This is a genomic window from Dorea sp. BIOML-A1, from assembly GCF_009875615.1.
In the GTDB taxonomy this organism is placed as follows: domain Bacteria; phylum Bacillota; class Clostridia; order Lachnospirales; family Lachnospiraceae; genus Dorea_A; species Dorea_A amylophila.
The window spans coordinates 118,686-141,729 of sequence record NZ_WWSA01000003.1 but is presented as its reverse complement, the minus strand read 5'-3'; the positions used below and the strand labels follow the sequence as shown (position 1 = coordinate 141,729).

23 protein-coding genes and 1 pseudogene are annotated in these 23,044 nt (G+C 37.9%); 16 read left to right on the top strand and 8 right to left on the bottom strand.

Annotation, left to right across the window (positions count from 1 at the left end):
• Positions 1 to 170: 170 nt before the first annotated feature.
• Positions 171 to 917: an adaptor protein MecA gene (locus tag GT508_RS02165; RefSeq protein WP_055283313.1), complete on the bottom strand. Its 747-nt coding sequence runs from the start codon at positions 915 to 917 to the stop codon at positions 171 to 173.
• Between the two features lie 482 nt (positions 918 to 1,399).
• Between GT508_RS02165 and GT508_RS02160 the strand changes: the two genes are divergently transcribed.
• From GT508_RS02160 to GT508_RS02115, 10 genes and pseudogenes are all read left to right on the top strand, one after another.
• The gene (locus tag GT508_RS02160) at positions 1,400 to 1,612 is read left to right on the top strand and encodes a hypothetical protein (protein WP_028086551.1); all 213 of its coding nucleotides are present in this window, start codon (positions 1,400 to 1,402) and stop codon (positions 1,610 to 1,612) included.
• Between the two features lie 146 nt (positions 1,613 to 1,758).
• Positions 1,759 to 1,911 (top strand): hypothetical protein, encoded by a 153-nt coding sequence (locus GT508_RS02155; protein ID WP_161143475.1) that lies wholly within the window; start codon positions 1,759 to 1,761, stop codon positions 1,909 to 1,911.
• Positions 1,881 to 3,635, top strand: a complete 1,755-nt coding sequence (locus GT508_RS02150) for a glycosyl hydrolase family 18 protein (protein WP_226853398.1) — start codon at positions 1,881 to 1,883, stop codon at positions 3,633 to 3,635. Before GT508_RS02155 ends, GT508_RS02150 begins: the two co-directional genes overlap by 31 nt.
• Positions 3,636 to 3,709: 74 nt before the next feature.
• Entirely contained in the window at positions 3,710 to 4,390 is a 681-nt protein-coding gene (locus GT508_RS02145; RefSeq protein ID WP_118224988.1) for an N-acetylmuramoyl-L-alanine amidase family protein, read from the top strand.
• 20 nt (positions 4,391 to 4,410) lie between these two features.
• A complete protein-coding gene (locus tag GT508_RS02140) occupies positions 4,411 to 5,463 on the top strand; it encodes an L-threonylcarbamoyladenylate synthase (protein ID WP_055283318.1) in 1,053 nt (350 codons plus the stop codon).
• Between the two features lie 27 nt (positions 5,464 to 5,490).
• Entirely contained in the window at positions 5,491 to 6,120 is a 630-nt protein-coding gene (gene upp, locus GT508_RS02135) for a uracil phosphoribosyltransferase (protein WP_161143474.1), read from the top strand.
• Between the two features lie 16 nt (positions 6,121 to 6,136).
• Entirely contained in the window at positions 6,137 to 6,625 is a 489-nt protein-coding gene (locus GT508_RS02130; protein ID WP_161143481.1) for a deoxycytidylate deaminase, read from the top strand.
• Between the two features lie 70 nt (positions 6,626 to 6,695).
• A complete protein-coding gene (locus GT508_RS15025) occupies positions 6,696 to 6,989 on the top strand; it encodes a pro-sigmaK processing inhibitor BofA family protein (protein WP_319638541.1) in 294 nt (97 codons plus the stop codon).
• Between the two features lie 202 nt (positions 6,990 to 7,191).
• Entirely contained in the window at positions 7,192 to 8,109 is a 918-nt protein-coding gene (locus GT508_RS02120) for a hypothetical protein (RefSeq protein ID WP_161143473.1), read from the top strand.
• 5 nt (positions 8,110 to 8,114) lie between these two features.
• Positions 8,115 to 8,969 (top strand): annotated as a pseudogene (locus GT508_RS02115) (CpaF family protein); the annotation flags it as partial.
• 476 nt (positions 8,970 to 9,445) lie between these two features.
• Here GT508_RS02115 and GT508_RS02110 read toward each other — a convergent pair.
• From GT508_RS02110 to GT508_RS02085, 6 genes are all read right to left on the bottom strand, one after another.
• The gene (locus GT508_RS02110) at positions 9,446 to 10,357 is read right to left on the bottom strand and encodes a DUF6551 family protein (RefSeq protein ID WP_161143472.1); all 912 of its coding nucleotides are present in this window, start codon (positions 10,355 to 10,357) and stop codon (positions 9,446 to 9,448) included.
• 2 nt (positions 10,358 to 10,359) lie between these two features.
• On the bottom strand, positions 10,360 to 11,280 hold the full coding sequence (locus GT508_RS02105; protein WP_055145197.1) for a hypothetical protein: 921 nt from the start codon (positions 11,278 to 11,280) through the stop codon (positions 10,360 to 10,362).
• Positions 11,267 to 11,683, bottom strand: a complete 417-nt coding sequence (locus tag GT508_RS02100) for a hypothetical protein (RefSeq protein WP_044999283.1) — start codon at positions 11,681 to 11,683, stop codon at positions 11,267 to 11,269. Before GT508_RS02100 ends, GT508_RS02105 begins: the two co-directional genes overlap by 14 nt.
• On the bottom strand, positions 11,643 to 12,431 hold the full coding sequence (locus GT508_RS02095; protein WP_055145192.1) for a hypothetical protein: 789 nt from the start codon (positions 12,429 to 12,431) through the stop codon (positions 11,643 to 11,645). Before GT508_RS02095 ends, GT508_RS02100 begins: the two co-directional genes overlap by 41 nt.
• Entirely contained in the window at positions 12,428 to 14,281 is a 1,854-nt protein-coding gene (locus GT508_RS02090; RefSeq protein WP_055145187.1) for a recombinase family protein, read from the bottom strand. The genes GT508_RS02095 and GT508_RS02090 overlap by 4 nt, the downstream gene beginning before the upstream one ends.
• Positions 14,282 to 14,410: 129 nt before the next feature.
• Positions 14,411 to 14,800: a helix-turn-helix domain-containing protein gene (locus tag GT508_RS02085; protein WP_008374249.1), complete on the bottom strand. Its 390-nt coding sequence runs from the start codon at positions 14,798 to 14,800 to the stop codon at positions 14,411 to 14,413.
• Between the two features lie 225 nt (positions 14,801 to 15,025).
• Here GT508_RS02085 and GT508_RS02080 point away from each other — a divergent pair, with 225 nt between their 5' ends.
• The 5 genes from GT508_RS02080 (at position 15,026) to GT508_RS02060 (ending at position 19,822) form a co-directional block, all read left to right on the top strand.
• A complete protein-coding gene (locus tag GT508_RS02080) occupies positions 15,026 to 15,241 on the top strand; it encodes a hypothetical protein (protein ID WP_055057201.1) in 216 nt (71 codons plus the stop codon).
• A gap of 124 nt (positions 15,242 to 15,365) precedes the next feature.
• Complete coding sequence (locus GT508_RS02075; protein WP_013976760.1) at positions 15,366 to 15,686, top strand: helix-turn-helix domain-containing protein; 321 nt, start codon at positions 15,366 to 15,368, stop codon at positions 15,684 to 15,686.
• 57 nt (positions 15,687 to 15,743) lie between these two features.
• Positions 15,744 to 16,232, top strand: coding sequence for a hypothetical protein (locus GT508_RS02070; RefSeq protein ID WP_055297401.1), 489 nt, complete (start codon positions 15,744 to 15,746; stop codon positions 16,230 to 16,232).
• Between the two features lie 110 nt (positions 16,233 to 16,342).
• Entirely contained in the window at positions 16,343 to 19,168 is a 2,826-nt protein-coding gene (locus GT508_RS02065; RefSeq protein ID WP_161143471.1) for a DNA methyltransferase, read from the top strand.
• Between the two features lie 93 nt (positions 19,169 to 19,261).
• A complete protein-coding gene (locus GT508_RS02060; protein ID WP_055057189.1) occupies positions 19,262 to 19,822 on the top strand; it encodes an HNH endonuclease family protein in 561 nt (186 codons plus the stop codon).
• 1,062 nt (positions 19,823 to 20,884) lie between these two features.
• On the opposite strand, the gene GT508_RS02055 is transcribed toward GT508_RS02060, so the two are convergent.
• The gene (locus GT508_RS02055) at positions 20,885 to 21,682 is read right to left on the bottom strand and encodes a helix-turn-helix domain-containing protein (protein WP_015513596.1); all 798 of its coding nucleotides are present in this window, start codon (positions 21,680 to 21,682) and stop codon (positions 20,885 to 20,887) included.
• Positions 21,683 to 21,889: 207 nt separating this feature from the next.
• Here GT508_RS02055 and GT508_RS02050 point away from each other — a divergent pair, with 207 nt between their 5' ends.
• Positions 21,890 to 23,026 (top strand): tyrosine-type recombinase/integrase, encoded by a 1,137-nt coding sequence (locus tag GT508_RS02050; RefSeq protein ID WP_242859092.1) that lies wholly within the window; start codon positions 21,890 to 21,892, stop codon positions 23,024 to 23,026.
• The last annotated feature ends 18 nt before the right edge of the window (positions 23,027 to 23,044 follow it).

Genomic DNA, 23,044 nt, shown 5'->3' with positions numbered 1-23,044 from the left:
GGAAAAAAGTTAGGAATGTGGAAAACTTGATAAAAGAAAAACCCGGACTTCTGCCCGGGACTTTGTCTACAGTCTGAAACTCTACAGGATTCCTGTAGAGTTTTTTTGCAGTTATTTGTAAAGAACTGCCGATAGCAGATCTTTATGACAATTCCGGATCATAATTCCGGCTAAATATTGGCGAGCTGCTGAACCGCATCTCCGGAAAGAAATGTCTTGCAGTGTTCTTCCAGGAACGCGAAAGTTGCGCCGGACGCTCTTTCTAAAGCGCCGTATTCAGACAACATATTGCAGATCCGATTGAAATCTGCGGCGGAGTGATCGGACCGGGCAAGTGCCAGCAGATACATCTCCTCCTGTTCGTCCTTGTATAAAGTATTGGAACCGTGGTACATCGGAGCCAGAAGCCTGGCGGCTTTCAGTACATTCTCCATCACAGGGAAAGAAAAGAGCCGGATATTGTTACCGGAATCCTTTTTTTCTGTATCATCACCGGAAGCGGATGTGGTATCCGGGGCAGACTTCGCTGCCTGTGCTTCAAATGATTCCTGAACCTTTCCGAGCAGATCGAGTAAACCTTCTGCTCCTTCCAGCTTGCCCGGAGTATTCTTTTTCCTGGCATCAGCAATGGAAGAAGGTGCAAATTTTGAAAATCTGGTATCGAGTTCCTCAGGATCCTCGACTTTTGTAATTATCAGCACGATCGAATCGGCGGAAGGGATTGCCTCTATCATGAGAGGAATGTCTTCTGCTTCGAATCCGAATTCGAAGGCTGCCTGTTGCATCATATCGCGGAAAAGTGATTTTGCTTTTTCGGTTCCGTATGCCAGTTCACTGAGCTGTAACTGACGGTCAGCTAGATCGGCGCGTGTCAAAGTACAACGGATCTGGTTGTCACTGATTTTTTCAATCTTCATAATCATCACTTCCTTCTAAAATAGTATATCATAGAAAATGTTTGATGTTCAATAAATTTAGTATAAACAAAAAGGAATAATAAAATAAAAAAAGACTTGATTCTTCAAATTTTATCAGATATAATGACGCTACTGGAAGATAGTTTTCCCTGATAACTATGTTGTTAGAACCAATAAGGGAGAATTTTTTGAATTTTAATTTTGGGGACGGAACAGAACGCCGTACCAGGCATTTATATTTCAATTCCACGTTCCGGGTGGGATGGATCTATCAAAAGCAAATCAGATTACACAGCCGTTTCAGGCAGATATTTCACAGTATAATTTTGACATAATATGAAAAATATTTAATTGCCGGGGACTATTTCCAGTTGAAACATAATTTGTTGCTGCATGAAAACAGCATTGTATCACGGGCATCTCCTTCGCTGCAGATATGCGCAACATTCATAGTTATCATCCGGTAAAAAGGAGGAAGGAACATGGGGGACAATGACGAATGGAAGAATATGTTCCAGGAACTGACAGGCTATGAAAAGAAAAATATAAGCCTCAGGATCAATGGAATACCAGCCAGCCCCATGCAGATTGTACAGGCACATACGATGTGTGAAAATCAGGCATATATGAGAGATTATGTGCTCAATGACAAAGGTGATGTAAAAGAGTTGTGGTTTCAGAATATAGCAATTTAATCAGGAAAAATATGTAAATACCCCGCAGATTAAGACGAAAGTTTTAAGGAAAATGTCGAAATATAATGACGTGTATCTTACGTTTTGTTATAATGTGACCTGTAGGAGGTGCAGCATGGAAGACAGAGGAAGAAGTAGCCGCACATATGAAAACCGAAGAACATATGGAAAATCACAGGGAAGAAGACCGTCAGACAATCGTTCGTCAGGAAGACCGTCAGACAACCATCCGCCAAGAAGACAGAGAACTCCGGCGGAGCGGGCGCGTATGCGGCGGAGAAGAAAAAGACAACGCATGATACGATTTGTCCTGTTGATCATATTAATCATTGCAGCAATTGCAGGAATCATTTTGTGGAAACGTTACAGCCCATCAAAAGAACAATATGATATGAAGAAATATTATGGGATAGAAAAGGATGGACAGGTTGGTATCACGGTGGATAATAAAGTCGTGGAGGCAGAAGGAAAACTGGCAGGTGGAAAAGTATATGTTGCATATAATATTGTAAGAGATTATATCAACAGCCGGTTCTACTGGGATCCGAATGAAAATGTTCTGTTGTATATGCTCCCGGAAGATATGATATCGGTAGATGTCGGCAGTAAGGATTACTCTATATCCAGAAAAAAGAAAAGCGAAGATTACGTTATTTTAAAAACAGAAGGAAACACAGCATATATTGCATTGGATTTTGTCCAGCAGTACACGAATATTGATTATGAAGTGTCAAATAATCCGGATCATGTTATGATCAGGACAAAATGGGGAAAAACGGATGTTGCAACTGTGAAAAAGAATACACAGGTGCGTTATCAGGGCGGAGTAAAGAGCCCTGTGCTGGCAGAACTTAAGAAAAAAGATGAAGTAACAGTCGTTGAGAGTGAACAGAACTGGAAAAAAGTACGCACAGCAGATGGTGTGATCGGATATGTAAAGAACAAAGCTCTGAAGAACGAAGAAAAGAAGAATATTACCAGAAAGTTTGAAGAGCAGGATTATTCCAATATCAGCAAAGATTACACGATCAATATGGCATGGCATAATGTGACGAACCAGGATGCGAACAATGCGGTGGCGCAGAGGATCGCCCAGACGAAAGGGCTTACGACACTGGCTCCGACATGGATCCATGTGGCAGATACGAACGGTAACATCAGCTCTATCGCATCGGCAGATTATGTGAGTTACGCACATAAGCAGAATGTGGAAGTGTGGATGACCGTCAGGGATTTTGACGGAGGCATCAGTTCGGAGAAGGAATCTTACGAACTGCTCAGCTATACATCCAGACGTGAGACATTGATCACGCAGCTGATCGCAGAGGCACTCCGTGTCGGCGTTGATGGTATCAATGTAGACTTCGAAAAGATTTCCGATAAGTGCGGAGAACATTATATTGAATTTATCCGTGAATTATCGGTAAAATGCAGACAGAACGGACTGGTGTTGTCGGTGGACAACTATGTTCCGAAGAGCTTTAACACACAGTATGACCGTAAAGAGCAGGGAATTGTAGCAGATTATGTAGTGATCATGGGATATGATGAGTATTATGCAGGTTCGCCTGAAGCAGGTCCGGTATCTTCTTACAATTATGTAAAAGAAGGAATCACAGAGACGTTAAAAGAGGTTCCGGCGGAGAAGGTTATCAGCGGTATTCCGTTCTTTACACGTCTGTGGAAAGAGACTCCGAAGACGGAAGAAGAACTGAAGAGTGATAAAGGAACGGATGCGGAACAGTATTCTGCAACCGTAGAGAGTGATGCATATGGTATGGATAATGCACAGGCCATCGTCAAACAGGCCGGAGTCGATACGACATGGGATAAGAAGGCCGGACAGAACTATGCCACATGGGAAGCAGACGGATCCAAATATGAGATTTGGCTGGAAGATAGCAAATCAATCGAAGCAAAGCTCAAACTCATGAAGAAATATAAGCTTGCAGGTACAGCTGAGTGGTCTCTTGGACAGGAGAGTTCGGATATCTGGAATCTGATCCAGAAATATGTCAATTAATCAAACAGAATAACAGATAAAATATCTCTTGCAGTCATATAGTAGAATATATGAATTGCAGGAGGTATTTTTATTTGTGGAAAAAAATAGAATTTGCAATAGTATTGCTGTTGCTGGCGGTACTTATCATGATGAGTAATCATCTGGAGGAAATGGTATCAAGCGGAAGGGTTACAGGAAGGAATCCATGTATTGTCCTGGACAGCGGACACGGCGGAGAGGATCCCGGAAAGATCGGTGTGAATCAGGCAAAAGAAAAGGATGTAAATCTGAAAATTGCAAAAAAGACAAAAGAGAGACTGGAGAAAAAGGGATGGAAGGTCGTCATGACAAGAGAAAAGGATGTAATGCTTGGAGATTCGGCTGCAGGAAATAAAAAAATCCATGATATGAAAGCGAGAGTGGAACGGATCAATAAGACGATGCCGCAGGCTGCGGTCAGTATCCACCAGAACAGCTATCAGGATGCGCAGATCCACGGAGCGCAGGTCTTCTATTATTCACATTCGGAAGAGGGAAAGCGAATGGCCGAAGTGATGCAGAAAGCACTGCTGAAGGCAGATGAAGAGAATACCAGACAGGCAAAAGCGAATGATACCTATTATCTTCTGAAACGGACGGAAGTACCGACGATCATTGTGGAGTGTGGATTCTTAAGTAACCCGGAAGAAGCCGCAAAGCTGGTCAGTCCAAAGTATCAGGAGAAGCTTGCGGAAGCGATCGCAGAAGGAATCCTTGCTTGTATGGAAAACTAGAGTGTAGTATAATAACAATCATGAAAACAATATTAGAAAAAATTGATAAAAATCAAAATAATACAGATATTATAAGAGAAGCAGGACGGATCTTAAAAGAAGGAGGTCTAGTTGCATTTCCCACAGAGACCGTATATGGTCTGGGAGCAGATGCATTGAATGAAGATGCGGCCAAGAAGATATATGCCGCAAAAGGAAGACCGTCTGACAACCCTTTGATCATTCATATCACGAATATGAAAGCACTGGAAAAAATTGTTTCCGAAGTCCCGGAAAAGGCTGTAAAGGTTGCTGAAAAATACTGGCCGGGGCCGCTTACAATGATATTTAACAAAAGTGATATTGTGCCGTACGGAACCACCGGAGGGCTGGATACGGTAGCTGTCCGGATGCCGGTAGATGAGATCGCAAGAGAAGTAATCGATGCGGGCGGCGGATACATTGCGGCACCGAGCGCGAATACTTCCGGACGGCCGAGTCCGACAACCGCACAGCATGTAGCAGAGGATCTTACCGGAAGGGTAGACATGATCGTAGACGGCGGGGCAGTAGAGATCGGGGTAGAATCTACAATACTGGATATGACGGTAGAACCACCGATGATCTTAAGACCTGGAGCCATTACAAAAGAGATGTTCGAGGAAGTGATCGGAGAAGTCACGATCGACAGGACGCTGATCAGACCGGACAGCAAGCAGGTTCCGAAAGCACCGGGAATGAAGTATCGTCATTATGCACCGAAAGCGGATCTGACCATTATAGAAGGTCCACTGGAGAAGGTAACGGCAGAGATCAATAAGCGTGCAAAAGAAAAGTCCCGTGCGGGCTATAAAGTCGGCATTATCGGAACGGAAGAGACTGTGGCAGAATATAAGGCCGGTGACGTAAAATGCATCGGAACCAGAGCGGATGAATCAACCATCGCCGCAAATCTGTTCGGGATCTTAAGAGAGTTTGATGACGATCAGGTAGATTATATCTATAGTGAGTCGTTTGATACTGCAGGAATCGGAAGCGCAATTATGAACCGTCTTCTGAAAGCTGCAGGACATCATATAGAAAAATTGGTATAGAATCATTTCACAACAAGGAGGAGAAAGATGTCAAAAGTACAGGTTATGGATCACCCGTTGATTCAGCACAAGATCAGCTACATCAGAAGCGAAGAGGTAGGGGCAAAAGAATTCAGAGAGATCGTTGGGGAGATCGCATCATTAATGTGTTATGAAGCAACAAGAGATCTGAAACTGGAGGATGTCAGGATAAAGACACCAATCTGCGAGATGGTGGGAAAACAATTAAGCGGTAAAAAGTTAGCAGTAGTGCCGATCTTAAGAGCCGGACTTGGAATGGTTGATGGAATGCTGAATATGATCCCGTCTGCTAAGGTCGGACATATCGGTCTTTACAGAGATCCGGAGACATATGAACCGGTAGAATACTACTGCAAACTTCCGTCAGATTGTGACGAAAGAGAAGTATTTGTCGTAGATCCGATGCTTGCAACAGGTGGGTCCTGTGTGGCAGCACTTCAGATGCTGAAAGATAAAGGTGTAAAACATATGCGTTTTATGTGTATCATTGCAGCTCCGGAAGGTGTAAAACGTCTGCAGGAAGCACATCCGGATGTAGATATCTATATCGGTGCACTCGATGATCATCTGAATGAGCATAAATATATTGTTCCGGGACTGGGAGATGCAGGAGACCGTATTTTTGGGACAAAATAGTGGCGAGGTGACGTATATGGGAGATAAAAGAACAGATTATATCAGCTGGGATGAGTATTTTATGGGCGTTGCAAAGCTTTCCGGAATGCGTTCCAAAGATCCGAATACACAGGTAGGATGCTGTATCGTCAGTCAGGATAACAAGATTCTGTCAATGGGATATAACGGTCTTCCGACAGGATGCTCGGATGATGTATTTCCATGGGCGCGGGAAGGAGAAGATCCTTTAGAGACAAAATATGTATACACGGTTCACAGTGAGCTGAATGCGATCCTGAATTACCGTGGAGGAAGTCTGGAAGGGGCAAAATTGTATGTCTCTCTGTTCCCGTGTAACGAATGTGCGAAAGCGATCATACAAAGCGGGATCAAAGAGGTTATCTATGACAGCAACAAGTATGAAGGTACAGCAGCTGTAATAGCTTCCATGAAGATGTTCGATTCTGCCGGCGTGAATTATCATAAATACCATCGGACAGAACGGGAAATCAAGATTTCGTTATAAAATAAAAAGCAGATTAGAGATTATGAGACAGGTTTGAAAAAAGAAAAAGTTTTCAAGCCTGTTTTTTTAGATGCTTTTTGATAATTATGAAAGGTATAAGACGGATACAGATCATCATATAATAAAAAAACAGAGTAATAAAAAAGAGAAAAATATGAAAAAAAAGGGAACAAAAATCATTGTAAATTTTCTGATTCGTGGAATTATTGGGTTCGCGATCATATTTTTTGTAAACGAATTTCTTGACGGACAGGGAATTTCTGCCTGTGTCGGGATGAATCCGATCACTTTTTTGACATCCGGATCCTTTGGATTTCCTGGGGTTGCTCTACTTTACGGTATAACTTTTTATCAAATTATGTAAACATTGCACAAAGATTGAAAACTTTTAAAAAGGGCATAGACAAATACAAATCATCCAGTATATAATCAGCCTACAAGTTACGAAGTAGCTTGCATCTGATTTGTAGTTCTAATTGTTAGATTCAAAAAATTCAAGAAGTATTCAATGCCGTATCGGCAAACGTTTCAGATTTTGTGTAAACGTGTTGAAGGAGGGATAGTATGTGGTAAGCAGGAATCTGGTGATTTGTGACCAGGAAGTGAGATACGCTGCGGCCCTTGCGGAAGTTTTTATGAAAGCGAAGGAGCTGGCACTTGGCGTACAGGTATGTAACAGTGTTGAGCAGACCGTAAAACTGCAGGAGGAATCACCGGTTGATATCCTGTTGATCGGAAGCAGTTATCCGGTAGAAGACAGGAAGAAGATAAAGGCCGGGAATGTGTTCGTTCTGGCACAGTCGGAAAATGCAGCACACGAGACAAATGAGAAACTTATCAATAAGTATCAGTCCGGAGAGGCCATTATGGGAGTGGTGATCGAACAGTGTACGCAGTTCGGGGAACCGGAAAGATTTTTCCTTAGGACAGCGAAAAAGCAGAATGTCAGGATTATCGGAATCTTTTCCCCGGTGCACCGGAGTAAGAAGACCGGGTATGCATTAAAGCTGGGAAAAGAACTGGCAAGGACGTACAATGTATTGTACCTGAATCTTGAAGTATATGGAGGGATCGGGGGACATTTTCCGGATGCCGGACAGACGGTAGCGGATGCACTTTATTATTCCAGACAGGAGAAGAAACACTTAAGAGCAGCTCTGGCAGGTATGGTAAAACATATGGGACCGCTTGACTATCTTCTGCCTATGCGGATGTCGGAAGATCTGAAGGCAGTGGAGATCGAAGAGTGGACAGGGTTTGTGGAACAGATTGCAGAACAGAGCATATATGAAGTCCTGATACTGGATATCGATGAAGGGATCCGTGGAGTATATGAGCTCTTGAGGATGTGTACGGAGATACATGTGGCAGTCATAAAAGAGGAGGTGGCGCAGGCAAAATTATTCCAGTTTGAAGAAGAATTACATCTGATGGGTTATGACGATGTAAAGCAGAAGATGGTAAAGAAAGAGCTGGAAGGATGAAGAAAATGATAGAAGCAGAGCAGCTCCATGCAAGGATATTATCCAGACTGGATATGACAAGGGACATGGAGGACGAAGAACTGACAGAGTTGATCTATGAAGTACTTCAGGAAGCTTCACAGGAAGAATATCTGCCGTTGGATCAGAAAACAATGCTTGGAAAGGAACTTTTCAATGCATTCCGGAAACTGGATCTGCTGCAGGAATTTCTGGAAGACGAACAGATCACAGAGATCATGATCAACGGGACGCAGAATATATTTATTGAAAAAGCAGGAAGGATCATCCAGTCAGACAAAAGATTCTTATCCAGAGACAAACTGGAGGATGTGATCCAGCAGATCGTGGCAGGATCCAACAGACTGGTAAATGAGGCATCGCCGATTGCAGATGCCAGACTGGCAGACGGATCGAGAGTCAATGTCGTACTTCCGCCGGTCGCATTAAATGGGCCGATCGTTACAATTCGAAAATTTGCAAAAGAAGCAATTACAATGAAAAAACTGATGGAATGGCAGTCAATCAATTCAGAAGTATCAGGTTTTCTGGCTTTATTAGTAGCCGCCGGATACAATATATTCATCAGTGGTGGAACCGGATCCGGGAAAACCACTTTCTTGAATGCACTATCGCAATATATACCCAAAAATGAACGCATCATAACGATCGAAGACAACGCAGAACTTCAGATTCAAAATGTAAAGAATCTGGTAAGACTGGAAGCAAGAAATGCAAATGTAGAAGGAACAGGAGAAGTTACCATCAGGGATCTGATCAAGTCGGCACTTCGTATGAGACCGGACAGGATCATCGTGGGGGAAGTGCGCTCGGCGGAAGCAATTGATATGCTTCAGGCACTTATATGTACTATATAATAATTATATATATAACGTATATAAGGATGGAAAATATAGATTAGAGGGAGGGGCATAGGAACGATATGAACATTAAGTATAGGTTATTGTGTAAAAGGTTAATAGAGGAAAGGAAGAGAGTAGGTGTCATTCAATATTATAATGTACTGTTCATAATGGAGTTAGTGTCAGATAAAGACATATGGGCTTTAGAACAGTGGATGAATGGTATAAATAACATATATATGAAAGATATACATAATTGGTGTAGAATACATTTTGTTAAATATCACACTGTATTTGTTTACAGGAAAGAGTATCCGGTAAAAGCAAATATTTGGAATGGGTATTCATATATAAGGTGGCGGATGGAGCGGTTGATGAATTTGGGATAAGATAAAATAGTGATTGTATGAAAGAGAGCCTTAAAGCAGGGTGTTCTTTTGAAAGTATGGATAGAATTAAAGGCTGAAGGCTCTGCGCTATTCGTTTGGCAGAGCCTGAGTATTCTCTTGATCCGTAGAAAATAAATCTAACTGACCTTCTGGAGTGGAACTTTGACCGGATTCATCTTCAGTTGATGGTTCTTTTTTGGGTGTTTTATGAGTGTATAATTTCTCAAAAGGAAGTGAATACTTGGATTTTTTATTGTATTCTAGTAAAAGAGCTTCTGCGAATCCTAATGAACCGGCACGACGTTCTCTGGCAGTACGACTGATTTCTCTGACAGAGACACGCCCAACTTTTTCTTTGAAGGTGTCATCTTTCATTGTTTCTCCATAAGCATTATCCAGACGGGCAATAGCATTAAGCATATTGGAACTAAAGGACATAGGCGCACCTTCCCATGTGGCAACACAAAGGCGTAAAACACGATCAAGAGTGTGAAAACCATATTTTTCATAGATATTAATTAAAGTGGATACAGCACATATACCTCCGGGGCGAGAGGAAGAAGTAATAGTGAGATCATATGATTCAACAAGGTCACGAATAATAAGTTCTCTATCATTACCAGCTTCAATATTAGCCATGAATATTTCATAAGGTAATAACGATTTGACATATTTCATCTGATTTGCAAAAATATCTGCTTCTTGGGTGTAAACAAGATCATCATAAACCATACACCAGACAGGAGTTTCTCTTGATCCAGAGACGAGAGCAACAATCTCTATAGTGTGTTGTCCGTTGAACACATAATTTATCCCATCACGTCTACTTACTTTTACAGGGTTTATCTGATAAAGGTCAAAATTAGCTGCAGCACGCTGAACGTGTTTGATGGAAAGATTACGTTGATAATCTTGATTTGAACATAAATTTTTAATAGGTATTTGCTCAAAATGCACTTGGGGAACAAACTTTTGTAAATCTTCGGTATTTCCATCCATAATTATATTTCCTCCAATTTTTTTAAAATATTATTTGTGGTTGATATTAGACACATAAGCTGATATTTAAGCTTATATTTTGCTGTATCAGATGCAATTTTAAAATCTGAAACTTTTAATACTCTTTCGATAGAACTGTTCCACGAGGGAATCGTCAATGTAAGACTTGCAATTTCCGCATCTGGATCAAATTGTGGCAGGTTGCGTATTGAAGGAATAGAAACGGAAGATTCTTTCCTTAACATCGGTTTGGCGTAATTATTCCATAGTAATTCCCTTTTCATATCATGATAACTGAGATGTTCTATCTTTTCGGCAAGAAGGTAGTTATTTAGACTTAAAAGTTGCTCTTTTGGTAATCCTGAAAGCTCAATAATATTAGCTTGGGAAATCCAGAGTTGACCAGAACGAACTCGTTTGACAAAATCCGGAACTTTTTCATCAATTATATCTAGTGCACTACTGTAAGCAGAATATTTGTAAACGGTAGCCATTGCTACATTACATTCTTCGGATATTTTTTTTGCTGCGATGCTTGCACCGGAAATATGAGATTTATTCGTAGATGAAAGTTGTCTTGAAACTATAATTTTTTCAGCATCATATTTTTTCCCAATCAGGTATTTTTTATTGATATTGGTTAAATCCTCTCGTTTAAGTTGGTCAGTACATATCCATGAAATTACATCTTCTTTACTGGAAAAATGGAGTCTTTTTATTCGGAAAGGAATACTGTGTTTACGAAATAATTCATATGCTTCTATACCATTAATGACAATACCATTCCATGTGCAGATGGGGGTGTGATAGGAATGACATAATATCTGTTGTTCAAGTTGTTTATAATCTTTTTCACTGAGATATTGATACAAATTGGTGAATTCTAGTTTTGTTTTTAATGTATATATACTATAATTGCGCATACTCATCTCCCATTATTTCTGATTTGAATTCTGTTTGTGGCAGTTTTGTGATGATGTTATCCATGGAAAATAGAGCTATTTTTTTATCTGGGTAAATATTGCCTTCTAAACGAAAAATGTTAAATTTCTCCCAAGAAAGGTTAAGTTGGGAAAGTGAATATAGTAATTCTCGGCTGTACAATTCATAACTGTTACCATTGATGACAAAATAATCCTTAACTTTATGTGCCAATTTATCCTCCGCACAACTAGCCTTTATACCTATCATTTTTTGATCAGGATTAACAAGAAGTTGAATATATTCTGGGTTACCAATTTGACGGAGTGTATTGCGGTGGATTCGTATACGATTCTTTTTAAAGTCAATACATATTAGTGGATGGGAAGAGTGTTTGTTGTTCATAGGATTTTTCCTCACTTTCTGCTGTTGATGGTTCTTTTGCTTTTTCTATGGATTTATCAGTTGCCTTCTTCTTTTCTTGTATGTCAAATACTGCGTAGCCTTCAAATATATTGACTTGCATTGATTTTTGATGTTCTTCCACTGGAATACCGAACTGATTCTTCCATTCTTCAGGATAAGAAGGTGTCCTAGCAGTGGTTACAGTTCCATTGTCTTTTAGAGTACGAGGAAATATTTCAGGTGAAGTTAAATCGAAAATGAACAGTATTTCATTGCCAGAACGAATTAGTTTGCCGAGAATCTTGTACCGATAATTAGGATTCCAGTCCATGAGAGATATCACTTTAGCAAAGAAAATTCGACAGGTGATTTGTTTTGGCGAACGCTTTTTTCCAGAGGAACACCAACGAAAAGAGTCTTTTTCTTCTTCTCGACAGGGACGGACAGCCAGTTTTTTTTCAATGGGATTGACTAATATTTGCACATATTCGACATCGGGTAGTTTTTTTATGCAGGCGGTATTTACAGATACCTTGTAGTTATTAAACGTAAACGAAGGTTCGTAAATATGAGCGAAGAATTCGCCACGTACAACTTGATAACCGTCATAGCTGAAAGAATCATCGTCAATGACTTCCATTTGATTTGAGGGGCTGGGCGCGACTGTTATTGGCATAGGTGTGTTGATTTTCATCATATCAGAAGGTTCTGTAGTCATATTCCATTGATTTATAGGTTGCTCGCTCATTGGGTGTCTCCTTTAATTTCTGTAATAATATTCTTTATATTTTGTATAATGGTTTCTTTGGGAGTGGTTTGTAGCTCGGGTTCTTTATAAGGTTTACTTTCTGAAGCAGTCTGCCAGTTTTTGTCTGCTGTAAATTCTGTTAATTCTGGCGCTTGAGACTGAGTATAGTAATTATTACCGAAGCTATTCATCCAATCGGCAGGATAAGCTAACACACTCTTAGAATCAGATATTGTATCAGGCATGTTGTTATTGGGGGCGGATACGTCGTTGGTACTTGTCGGTATTCGTATTTCTGTATCGTCCATGTTGAAAATAAGGACATTTTCATTGCCTTTTTGGTGGGCAACTCCTAATATTCTATATTTGCATTTTTTGTCCCATTTAAATATCTCGTATAATGTTGGCAAAAATGCAGCGCCGGAAATTGGTTTTGGAATAAGTTGACCATCTTTGAGACGTGACCACTGCACTTTATTTTTTGTTTCAGAGGAACATGGTCGGATAGCAAGTAGTTTTGAGCTTGGGTGTATTAGCAGTTCGACAAATTTTATGTTTGGAAATTTCCGTATAGCATCTTTGTTAAAAGAGATCTGTTTATATGAAAAAGAAACAGAAATCCGACCAACAGAGGAGAAAAATTGTCCTCTGGCAACTTCATAGTCTCTTAAATCGAAGGAACCGGCGGAAGCAGTAATTGTATCAGGTACATTCATATTTGCCGGTTTAAGGACGCTTTGAGATGCTTCAAAGTAGTCTCTAGCTTTAAATCCAGACCATCTTGGATTAATGCTTATAAATCCACTTAGAGAGCCTTCTTGTATCACATGTAATTCTGGTAAAATCTCTTTATTTCCATATTTCGCATTTGTAATTAATTTTTGAACAGCTATGAAATCATCTCGGGAGATAATAGCTTCGTGATGTCCGACTTTTCTGTATTGATTACGGTCTTGATTGTTTTTCCTTGATTTATGGTCAAGATAATTAGGAGTCCATGTTTTTCTCGCCAGAACATCCCCACAATGGCGTTCATTTTGAAGGATTTGTAGTATGGTACTGGATGACCAGACATCATTATTCTTTTTTGTTTTACAACCGAGTTCTGTCAAAGAATCAGCAATTTGTTGAGTACTGCTTCCATTCAGATACATATAAAAAATAAGCTGCACAATTTTAGCTTCATGTGGATTGATTACAAGATCTCCATTTTCGTCTTGGTCATATCCGAGCAGAGGAGGTGTAAGGAATATTCCCCGACGAAAACGCATTTCAATGGAAGAATTCATAATTTCACTTTTGGTATGACTTTCTTCCTGTGCAAGTGTTGACATGAATGACAGAATCATTTCGCTTTTGGGATCAAGAGTATTTAAATGCTCTGTTTCAAAAAATACACCGACGGGTGGACGGAGTGAAGAAAGCTCTCGTACATATCGGATACAGTCAACAACGTTTCTTGCAAATCGGGATACACTTTTTGTTATGATTAAATCAATTTTTCCGGCTTCACAATCTTCAATCATTTTTTTGAATGCATCTCTATGTTGAAGCGAAGTGCCTGAAATGCCTTCGTCGGCATATATTTCGACAAGCATCCAATTCGGATTTTTATTTACTACATCCTGATAATGATTTTTCTGTAATTCATATGAGGATGTTTGGCGTGGATCATCCGTAGATACCCTTGCATATACAGCTACTCGTAGTTTTTTTTCTGTTTTAAAAATATCCTCTGGTGGAAGTGCCGGAATTACTTCCAGTTCTTCTGGATCAATACCTTTGTATCTTTGCCGGATTCTGGCTTTCTGTTCATCAATATTACTGCTGCGTTCTTCACTTTCTTTCATCAATAGCGACATCCTTTATAGTTGATATAACTATCATAGAATTTTTGGATTGAAAAAGACATAAACCATCAGTTAAGTGATTAACAGATGGTTTATGTAGAAATAGATATTTGATTGTTATTGAATGATTTAATAATCATTCGGGTTATCAGCATCGTAATTGTGTTTTGAGGATAGATGCCAATCATTGATTCGTAAAATATTCTTTATGGCTGAAAGAACCTCGAATATGTAACGTTTTTCAGTGCTGGTACAATCTGCCATTAATAAATCAATATCAGTTTGATATTCCGTAGGATTGTATAACAAGTTTCCATAGAGTAATTCATCAATAGTAATTTCAAGGGCATTGCTAATTTTGATTAAAGATTCTAAACTGGGTTTACGTTTGGCATTTTCTATATAGCTTATATAAACAGTAGAAAGATCAGCGATTTCAGCCAGCTCCTCGGCAGATAATCCTCGTTGTTTGCGGGTTTCTCTTATACGTTTGCCTATAAGTGCATAATTTATTTCCATGTCCTCACCTCCTTTCCATCACAACTTGACTTTTTTGTGTTGTAGATAGAAAAAATGGTGAGTTATACAATAGTAATTGGTTGTATAAAAAGAAGTATATCATATGTATATAGCAAAAAGAAGATTGTCGATTGATGGGAGAAAAAGGCGATAAGTTGTAATTGAACAACAGCGAAAAAAAGGTTATTATTTATGTATTAAAAATTATGTCTGAGAGGAAAATACATGGCAGATAAAGAGGAAATTAAAACACTGGAGGAATTAGAGGAAAAAGGAAGAATACTGCGGGAGTACAAAGAAAAATTCCGGCAGATGTGCCAAGAAAATAAAATGATAAAGGGTTCGACAGTGCTGAAACTATATGATAAAATTGAAGAGGTACAAAGAGAATATGAGCATTTAGATAATAAGCTGACATTAATGGAATACAACTTTATATAGTTCTATTTTTTTTGTTTTAATACTACTGTTTCCCTTAGTAAATACTTGTAAGATACATCTCTAATATTTTTGCGGATTTCTAGTTACAATTAAGGTAACTACTATCGGAAAGAGGTGTATTTACTTGCGTACAGAGGATTATATTGCGGACAATATTATAGCTTTATGTAAAAAACGTGATATGAGTAAATATCGGCTGTCACAATTGACTGGTATATCTCAATCTTCGATTGGAAAAATTATTGCTAAAGAAAGTTTACCAACCATGCCTACTGTAGAAAAGATATGTGATGCACTGGGAGTAACAATGGCACAATTCTTTGCCGGAATGGATGTTCCAGTAAGCTTATCAGAATCACAACAAGAGGTTCTGAATATTTGGAATAATCTTGATGAAAAAGAACAGAATGTAGTGATACAAATGCTCCGGGGACTTCAAAAATAAAGGAAACAGTTGTAACGAAAATGTTGACTGTTTCTTTTTTTATGGAGTTGGGAGATTATGGTGATTGAAAAGAAATATTATGATATTGCACAGCGTGAATTGGAAGAAATGCAAAGAGAAATTAATGAAGAAAAAGCGCAAATGTCAGAAGAAGAGATACTAGAGGATAAAAAATGGCATGATGAACAATTGGAAACAATTATTAAAAAGGCAGAAGCTCATATGCGTCGTTTTAAGAAAGTTCCAGATCCTCAAAAAGTAGTGAAGTTCACTTTTTTACAAAAAGATGCATTGGAAATTGCACGAAATATGCAGATGAATATAAAAACTGAGCGTAAAGAAGATGATTTATGGGGGACGATAGAAATGTCATTTAATAATATGTGGTTTTTAGATTCAGCTCCTAGTGAATGGAAAGATATTTGGAATAACTTGATGAAAGAAGCTCAGAGAGTGTATATAGAAGCAAAAGATAACATGATCATGTATCAATATTATTATGATTTGGCGGTAGAAGTTCCTTGTGTGCAGACACAATACAAATAATGATATATGAATGCTGTTCTGTAATAATTTTATGATATACTGTGGATATGATATGTAAAAATAGTCGGAGAAAGATTTGTGAATGCACGATTATTTAGGAGGAAAAAAGCATGACAGATGCAGAACAAAGAGAGGCTGCCCGTCAATTTGTAAACCGATGGATGGGAAAAGGGAAAGAAGATGAAGATGGACGTTCTTATTGGATTGATTTATTGACGAATGTTTTGGGAATGGATAATGTGACAGAACGTTTGAACTTTGAAAAGAAAGTTGTAATTGATGGAAATACAAAACGTATTGATGTATATATTCCTGAAACGCGAGTGATTATTGAACAGAAGAGTCTTGGAAAAGCCTTGGATCAGAAAATCAGGAATTCAGGAGATGTTGATCTCACTCCATTTGAACAGGCAGACAGATATAATGGAAAGCTAACTTTTGATGAAAGAGCTCGGTGGATTGTTACGTCAAATTTTGCGGAAATTTGGATTTATGATATGAACCAGAAACAGCCAGAACCGACAAAGATTGCTTTAGATGAATTACAAAGCAAATATCCATTGTTGGATTTCTTGGTGGAAAAAGAAGTAAAGACAATATCGCATGAAATGGAAGTATCAATAAAAGCAGGAGATATTGTTGGGCTTATTTATGATGCGTTTTTAAAACAATATCGTATACCGGATATTAAAGAAAAAGATGAAACGTCCGAACAGAAAGAAAAAAGAGAGCATAAATTAAAGAGCCTGAATGCTTTATGTGTACGGATTGTCTTTTGCTTATATGCAGAAGATGCTGGAATTTTGGGTAAGAGAAATATGTTTCATGATTATTTGGTAACATATGAAGTAAGGGATTGTCGAAGAGCATTAATAGAATTATTTAAAGTATTAGATACGCCGATATCAGATCGGGACGAGTATTTGGAGGAAGATCTTGCTCAGTTCCCATATGTAAATGGCGGGTTATTTGCTGATGAAACTATTGAGATACCACCTTTTACAGAGGAAATTAAAGAATTACTTCTTACAAAAGCGTCAGAAGATTTTGATTGGAGTGATATTTCTCCAACTATATTTGGAGCCGTATTTGAATCTACATTAAATCCTGAGACCAGACGTTCTGGAGGAATGCATTATACATCTATCGAAAATATTCATAAAGTCATTGATCCACTTTTTTTGGAAGATTTACAGAAAGAGTTTAATGCAATAAAACAAATTCAGGTAAAGCGGACTAAAGATAAAAAGCTGGACGAATTTCAGAATAAATTAGCAACACTTACATTCCTAGATCCGGCATGTGGTTCTGGAAATTTCCTCACAGAAACGTATTTATCACTTCGACGTTTGGAGAATGAAGTGATACGTGAAAGAGTTGGAGGACAAATGACTTTAGTAGAAGCTCATAACCCAATTAAAGTCTCAATACAGCAATTTTACGGAATAGAAATTAATGATTTTGCAGTAACCGTTGCAAAGACAGCACTATGGATTGCAGAATCGCAGATGTTAGAAGAAACAAAAAGTATTGTTTATGGATTTAATGATGATTTTCTTCCTTTGAAGACATATGTAAATATTACAGAAGGAAATGCTTTAAGATTGGATTGGAATGAGGTCATTCCAGCAACAGGTCTATCTTATATTATGGGAAATCCACCTTTTGTTGGATATTCGTATCAATCAGAAAGCCAAAAGAAAGACATTGAGAATGTATATGTAGACGAAAATGGAAAATCAACTTCAACGGCAGGTAAAATCGACTATGTCGCGGCATGGTATTTTAAGGCTGCAAAAATGATGGAGGGTTCAGAGGTTAGAACGGCATTTGTTTCTACTAATTCCATTACACAGGGAGAGCAGGTGTCTTATGTTTGGACTGAACTATATAAACAGTTTAATATTCATATAGATTTTGCACACAGGACATTTGTATGGGGAAGTGAGGCAAAATTAAAAGCGGCGGTTCATTGCGTTATTATAGGTTTTAGCACATCAATGTCAAAGGGAAAATGTCGTTTGTATGATAATGGAGCGGTTGAAGAAACGGTACAAATTAGTCCGTACCTAATAGATGCTCCGATTACTTTTATTAACAGTCGTACTAATCCATTATGTAATGTCCCTAAGATAACAAATGGAAATAAACCAGTGGATGGGGGATATTTGTTTTTGTCACCAGACGAAAAAGATGAACTCATACAAAATGAGCCAGAATCTAAAAAGTTCGTTCGCAGGGTTTATGGAGCAGAGGAATTTATAAATTCTAAAGAGAGATATTGCTTATGGCTGAGAGATATTTCTCCAAAAGAATTAAACAAGTTGCCGATGATAAAAAAGCGTGTTCAACAGGTTCGTGAATTTCGATTGAAAAGCACAAAAGCTGTTACTGTAAAAAGTGCGGATTCACCAACATTGTTTCAACAAATTAGACAGCCAGATGAACCATATATAATTGTACCAAGGGTATCATCGGAAAATAGAAGATATATACCGATGGGATATGAATCGCCAGAAACGATTATAACGGATTCTGTCCAGTGTATTCCAAACGCTGATTTGTATACATTTGGAATTATTACCTCTAACGTACACATGGCATGGACGAGAGTAGTGTGTGGTAGATTAAAGAGTGACTATAGATATTCTGCAAAAATCGTATATAACAATTTTCCATGGCCGGAGCCAACAGAACAGCAGAAACAGAAAATCGAAGAAACAGCACATAGAATTTTGGATGCCAGAGCACTTTTCCCAGACAGTAGTCTCGCAGATATGTATGATCCGTTGACCATGCCAACAGAATTACGTAGAGCGCATATCGCAAATGATAAAGCAGTTATGGCAGCATACGGGTTTGGAACAAAGATGACTGAGGCTGAATGTGTAGCTGAGTTGATGAAACTCTATCAGAGAATGGTAAAAGAAAATTAAGGGGCAGTACAAAATGAAAAATTGTTTTTATTACTGACAAGTGTTCTTTTGATAGGTCTGACTGCTTGTGGAAATAAAGAGCCGGAGTATTCATTGGAATTTATTGAAGGGAAAACAGTGACGATTGAGGATAACGAGTATGTTGGAGCATTCTTCAATTTTACGAATAATGGTGATGCAACTACATATTGTCCAAATGATAATGAAATGAAAATTGGCTTTGAAACATCAAAACTGGTTAATCTGCAATCGAAAGGAATTATTTATTTGTTAGAAAGTAAAATTCGTTCAGACAATAGTTCTACAGCATTGCTTGGATTTGACAATTACAGTTTGGAACATTTAATGCCAAAGAAATGGAGAAATAATTGGGGGGCTTGTGCGACAGAAGATGATGCAAAAAAGAGAGATTCTCTATTACTGACATTGGGGAATTTGGCGATTATTCCGCAAACTTTAAATGCATCTATACGTGATGCTGCATGGAATGTAAAAAAGGCGGGAAAGGGACAAAATAAACCAGGTTTACTTTTGTGTGCGAGCGGACTTTATACATTACATGACGTACTTCAAAAAAATGATTGGAACGAACATGAAATAGAAAATCGTGCAGAATGGCTCTTAGCTAATGCACAGAATATTTGGAAAATATAGAATATTTCAAATCCATAAAAGCTGAATGAAAACCAATATGGGAATTTTACAGGTGGTACAAAATTTGTAAAATTTTCATATTGGTTTTTTGTGATTTGTAAAAAATCATAAATTTGGATACTGAGTAAGGTTTTGGATTTTTATTTTTTATGTATTTTTCAATTTTGGATAAGGCTCCGAAATTGGCAATTTTGCGGAAGTGTATCCACACTTCCTGTCCTTGCTGTTTTTAAAATCACATAGTGATTTCACAGGGATATAGAGATATTTAGTCTATTTTATATCCCTGTGTTGTGACCGGAAAAATTCGGGGAACCAAGTGTATATTTATGCTGAATGTGAGGGACTGGGGAGCACAATCCTCAGCAAGAATCCTACGTCCGGAAAATATCATATTGCTAAAATAGCGATATGGTATTACCGGGGTGGATCTTGCTCTAATGTGTACAGTAACCTCGGCATAAATAGAAAGAATGGGTTTGGGGAATCCCCAGCAAGATAAAAACCTGATGAAAGAACATTTGTCGGAAAGACAATATTGTTAAACACAGGTGGATCTTGCTCTGGGGTAAGAAAGAAGTATCTTTATATTATCAAAATGATATTTGGAGTTTATGTTGTTGGAAAGTCGTAAGCAGGAAGATAACTTCCAGTTGTCGGTGCAAATATAATGAATAAAAGTGTCCAGTACATTTTTTGTGATGGGTATTTTGGTGGAATCCACTTTTATTTATTTTTGAATAATAAAATTTTGAATCTGCAGCCGATAGAAGCAGATGGTTATAAAAAGCTTTTGATAACTATGAGTGCAAAAACAGATAGCTGCGAAAACTTATTATGAGCTAATAGCAAAATTTGATATTTTGTGATATTGAGGGTATGGGGAATCGTAATCTCCATTAAGTTCGTCAGAGAATCATAATCCAGAAATGGGATTTTGAGTTACTCTAGGCGATACTTGCTTTAGAAAATGATTTGCCATAATGAGTTAGAACATGGGAGGAGGAAGCGTTAAAAAAAGAGAGAGTCATAAGCAACTCTCTCTGTGATAAAATTAAAAAGTTATAGTATCAGTGATTCGGTAAGATTACAAAAATCCTTAACAGGAATATTTTCTTTAAGTGGTAAAGCTGTCTCTAAAAAGGTTTCGTCTGCAAATCTTTCGAGTTCAGAATCAAAATGTATAATTGAAGCATTTGTATTTAATTGGTATGGTGGAATTGTAACAAAATAATCATAATCTTCGTAAGAAGGAGTGGCGCAAGAAACTTTAATTTTTCCGTCCAATTTCAATTTTGCAAATTCTCCATAAATGGCAGTTAAGGCTTTTTTTCTTTCTTCATCAGAAGTAATTCTATCTACATATCTAATATACCAATAATCTATATTTCCCTCTTTTAATTCAATTAAATAATCGTATGATCTGGGCGTTCCAGATTTTATTGTCCATTCAACTTTATGCAGACTTGTCATCATGGAAAGTCCACGCATTAAAGTAGAAAAAAACTTTTCATGCACCTGAACAGTAGAGAGATCCAGAGAAAATCCATTGTCTGCAATTATCTTTTTTCGTTCCCGTATTTTCTTAGAAGAATATCCCGTTGCATCATATAATTCTTGGATAAGTTCTGGATCATCAATGGCTTTTGCAATTTTATCAATAGTGCTTTTATATGGTCTTCCAGATCGGGCACCGTTGAGCATTCGTGAAATGGTTGCATTATTTAAGCCTGTTTGTTCAGATAATTCTTTTTGTGTTTTTTTCTGTAAAATGATTTGAAGTATATTGATGAATCTTTCCTGATCGTAAACGCTGTCAGGATTTATTAGTGTGCCTGAATTTGATATAAATTCGTTCATTCAAATCTCCTCTTGACTTCTTTGACTTTGTATAAATTGACTTCTTGTATTTTATCTTATCAATTATATCCCTAAAAATCAATTTAAAACATAAAGAAATCAAAAAATGCTTTATTGATATTCTTGCAAAAGTCAAAGAAGTCAAAAACGTAATTGACATTTTGATATCTTTGTGTATAATGTAAATCAAGAAGTCAAAGAAGTCAAATGAATCAAAAAGAAAGGAAGGAGGGCTGTGGATTGAAATATAGGGTTGTTTCGATTTTGAAAGATAATAGACCACGTTTTTTGATTATTTCTGATATTGAAGAAATTGAAATCCTTCCATCAAAGTATTTGAAGCATCTGGATCAGATTAATGCTTCTCCGAATACTGTAAAATCCGCAGCTTTCGCACTTTCATATTATTACAATTTTCTGCAGGAGCAAACGATAGGATTGGATGAGATTACATTGCTATCCTATTCAGAGCAGAATAAACATTTTATTGATTTCTTGTATTGGGTTAAGAGTGGAAAGCATACTGAGCATAACACACAGACGAGCAATAAGACCTGCAATATGTATCTTGGTGCAGTCTTCAGATACTACCAGTTTTTGGCACTGGAAGATGTTTTGCCAATGCTTAAAGTCTTACGAGTAAAAAAAGTATCGTATTTTGACAGTATGGGAGTAAATCATCAAAATGCAGTGAATTCGTTTAAAGGTTTCTTCAAAGAAGAAGAACCTAATCTGGAAGAAATAACATCCGAAGAAATACAGGAACTGATAAATGCCTGTACGAATGATAGAGATCGATTGCTGATAGCAATGATGGCAGAAACCGGTCTTAGATTAGGGGAAATTCTGGGAATCCATTATACCGAAGATATTGATTTTGAAAGAAGGACGGTTCGGGTAAGGTATCGTGAATTCAATAGCAACTTGGCAAGGGCAAAAAATGCAGAATATAGAATGGCTTTGTTAAGTAATACAACTTTTGAGTTCTTGGTTAAGTACATTTCTGATAACCGAAAAAGTTTGATGAACTCGGAGTATCTATTTACAAAATTGACAGGAAAAAACAAAGGAGAGCCATTAGATGCGGATTCTGTGTATAGCATGTTGAAAAGGCTATCCAAAAAAACGGATATCAATTCCCATCCGCATCAGCTCCGACACTATTTTGCGGAGGAAAGAAGAAAAGAAGGATGGGATTTGAATGACATTCGTTTTGCCCTGGGGCATAAGAAAGTCGAAACTACCATTAAATACTTGGGTGAAAATAATGAACGATTGATAGAAGCGACAGATCAATACTACTCAAATAATGAAGATTTATACCAAATTGCAGATTTTCTGTAAAAGGAAGGAGGGATTACC

Coding starts and splice junctions, on each gene's coding strand:
- GT508_RS02095 (WP_055145192.1), bottom strand. CDS start 12,431: ATGAGCGAGCAACCTATAAATCAATGGAATATGACTACAGAACCTTCT.
- GT508_RS02085 (WP_008374249.1), bottom strand. CDS start 14,800: ATGGAAATAAATTATGCACTTATAGGCAAACGTATAAGAGAAACCCGC.
- GT508_RS02055 (WP_015513596.1), bottom strand. CDS start 21,682: ATGAACGAATTTATATCAAATTCAGGCACACTAATAAATCCTGACAGC.
- GT508_RS02140 (WP_055283318.1), top strand. CDS start 4,411: ATGAAAACAATATTAGAAAAAATTGATAAAAATCAAAATAATACAGAT.
- GT508_RS02070 (WP_055297401.1), top strand. CDS start 15,744: ATGGTGATTGAAAAGAAATATTATGATATTGCACAGCGTGAATTGGAA.
- GT508_RS02160 (WP_028086551.1), top strand. CDS start 1,400: ATGGGGGACAATGACGAATGGAAGAATATGTTCCAGGAACTGACAGGC.
- GT508_RS02065 (WP_161143471.1), top strand. CDS start 16,343: ATGACAGATGCAGAACAAAGAGAGGCTGCCCGTCAATTTGTAAACCGA.
- GT508_RS15025 (WP_319638541.1), top strand. CDS start 6,696: ATGCTTTTTGATAATTATGAAAGGTATAAGACGGATACAGATCATCAT.
- upp (WP_161143474.1), top strand. CDS start 5,491: ATGTCAAAAGTACAGGTTATGGATCACCCGTTGATTCAGCACAAGATC.
- GT508_RS02105 (WP_055145197.1), bottom strand. CDS start 11,280: ATGCGCAATTATAGTATATATACATTAAAAACAAAACTAGAATTCACC.
- GT508_RS02090 (WP_055145187.1), bottom strand. CDS start 14,281: ATGAAAGAAAGTGAAGAACGCAGCAGTAATATTGATGAACAGAAAGCC.
- GT508_RS02080 (WP_055057201.1), top strand. CDS start 15,026: ATGGCAGATAAAGAGGAAATTAAAACACTGGAGGAATTAGAGGAAAAA.
- GT508_RS02100 (WP_044999283.1), bottom strand. CDS start 11,683: ATGAACAACAAACACTCTTCCCATCCACTAATATGTATTGACTTTAAA.
- GT508_RS02050 (WP_242859092.1), top strand. CDS start 21,890: ATGAATCAAAAAGAAAGGAAGGAGGGCTGTGGATTGAAATATAGGGTT.
- GT508_RS02155 (WP_161143475.1), top strand. CDS start 1,759: ATGAAAACCGAAGAACATATGGAAAATCACAGGGAAGAAGACCGTCAG.
- GT508_RS02150 (WP_226853398.1), top strand. CDS start 1,881: ATGCGGCGGAGAAGAAAAAGACAACGCATGATACGATTTGTCCTGTTG.
- GT508_RS02165 (WP_055283313.1), bottom strand. CDS start 917: ATGAAGATTGAAAAAATCAGTGACAACCAGATCCGTTGTACTTTGACA.
- GT508_RS02130 (WP_161143481.1), top strand. CDS start 6,137: ATGGGAGATAAAAGAACAGATTATATCAGCTGGGATGAGTATTTTATG.
- GT508_RS02110 (WP_161143472.1), bottom strand. CDS start 10,357: ATGGATGGAAATACCGAAGATTTACAAAAGTTTGTTCCCCAAGTGCAT.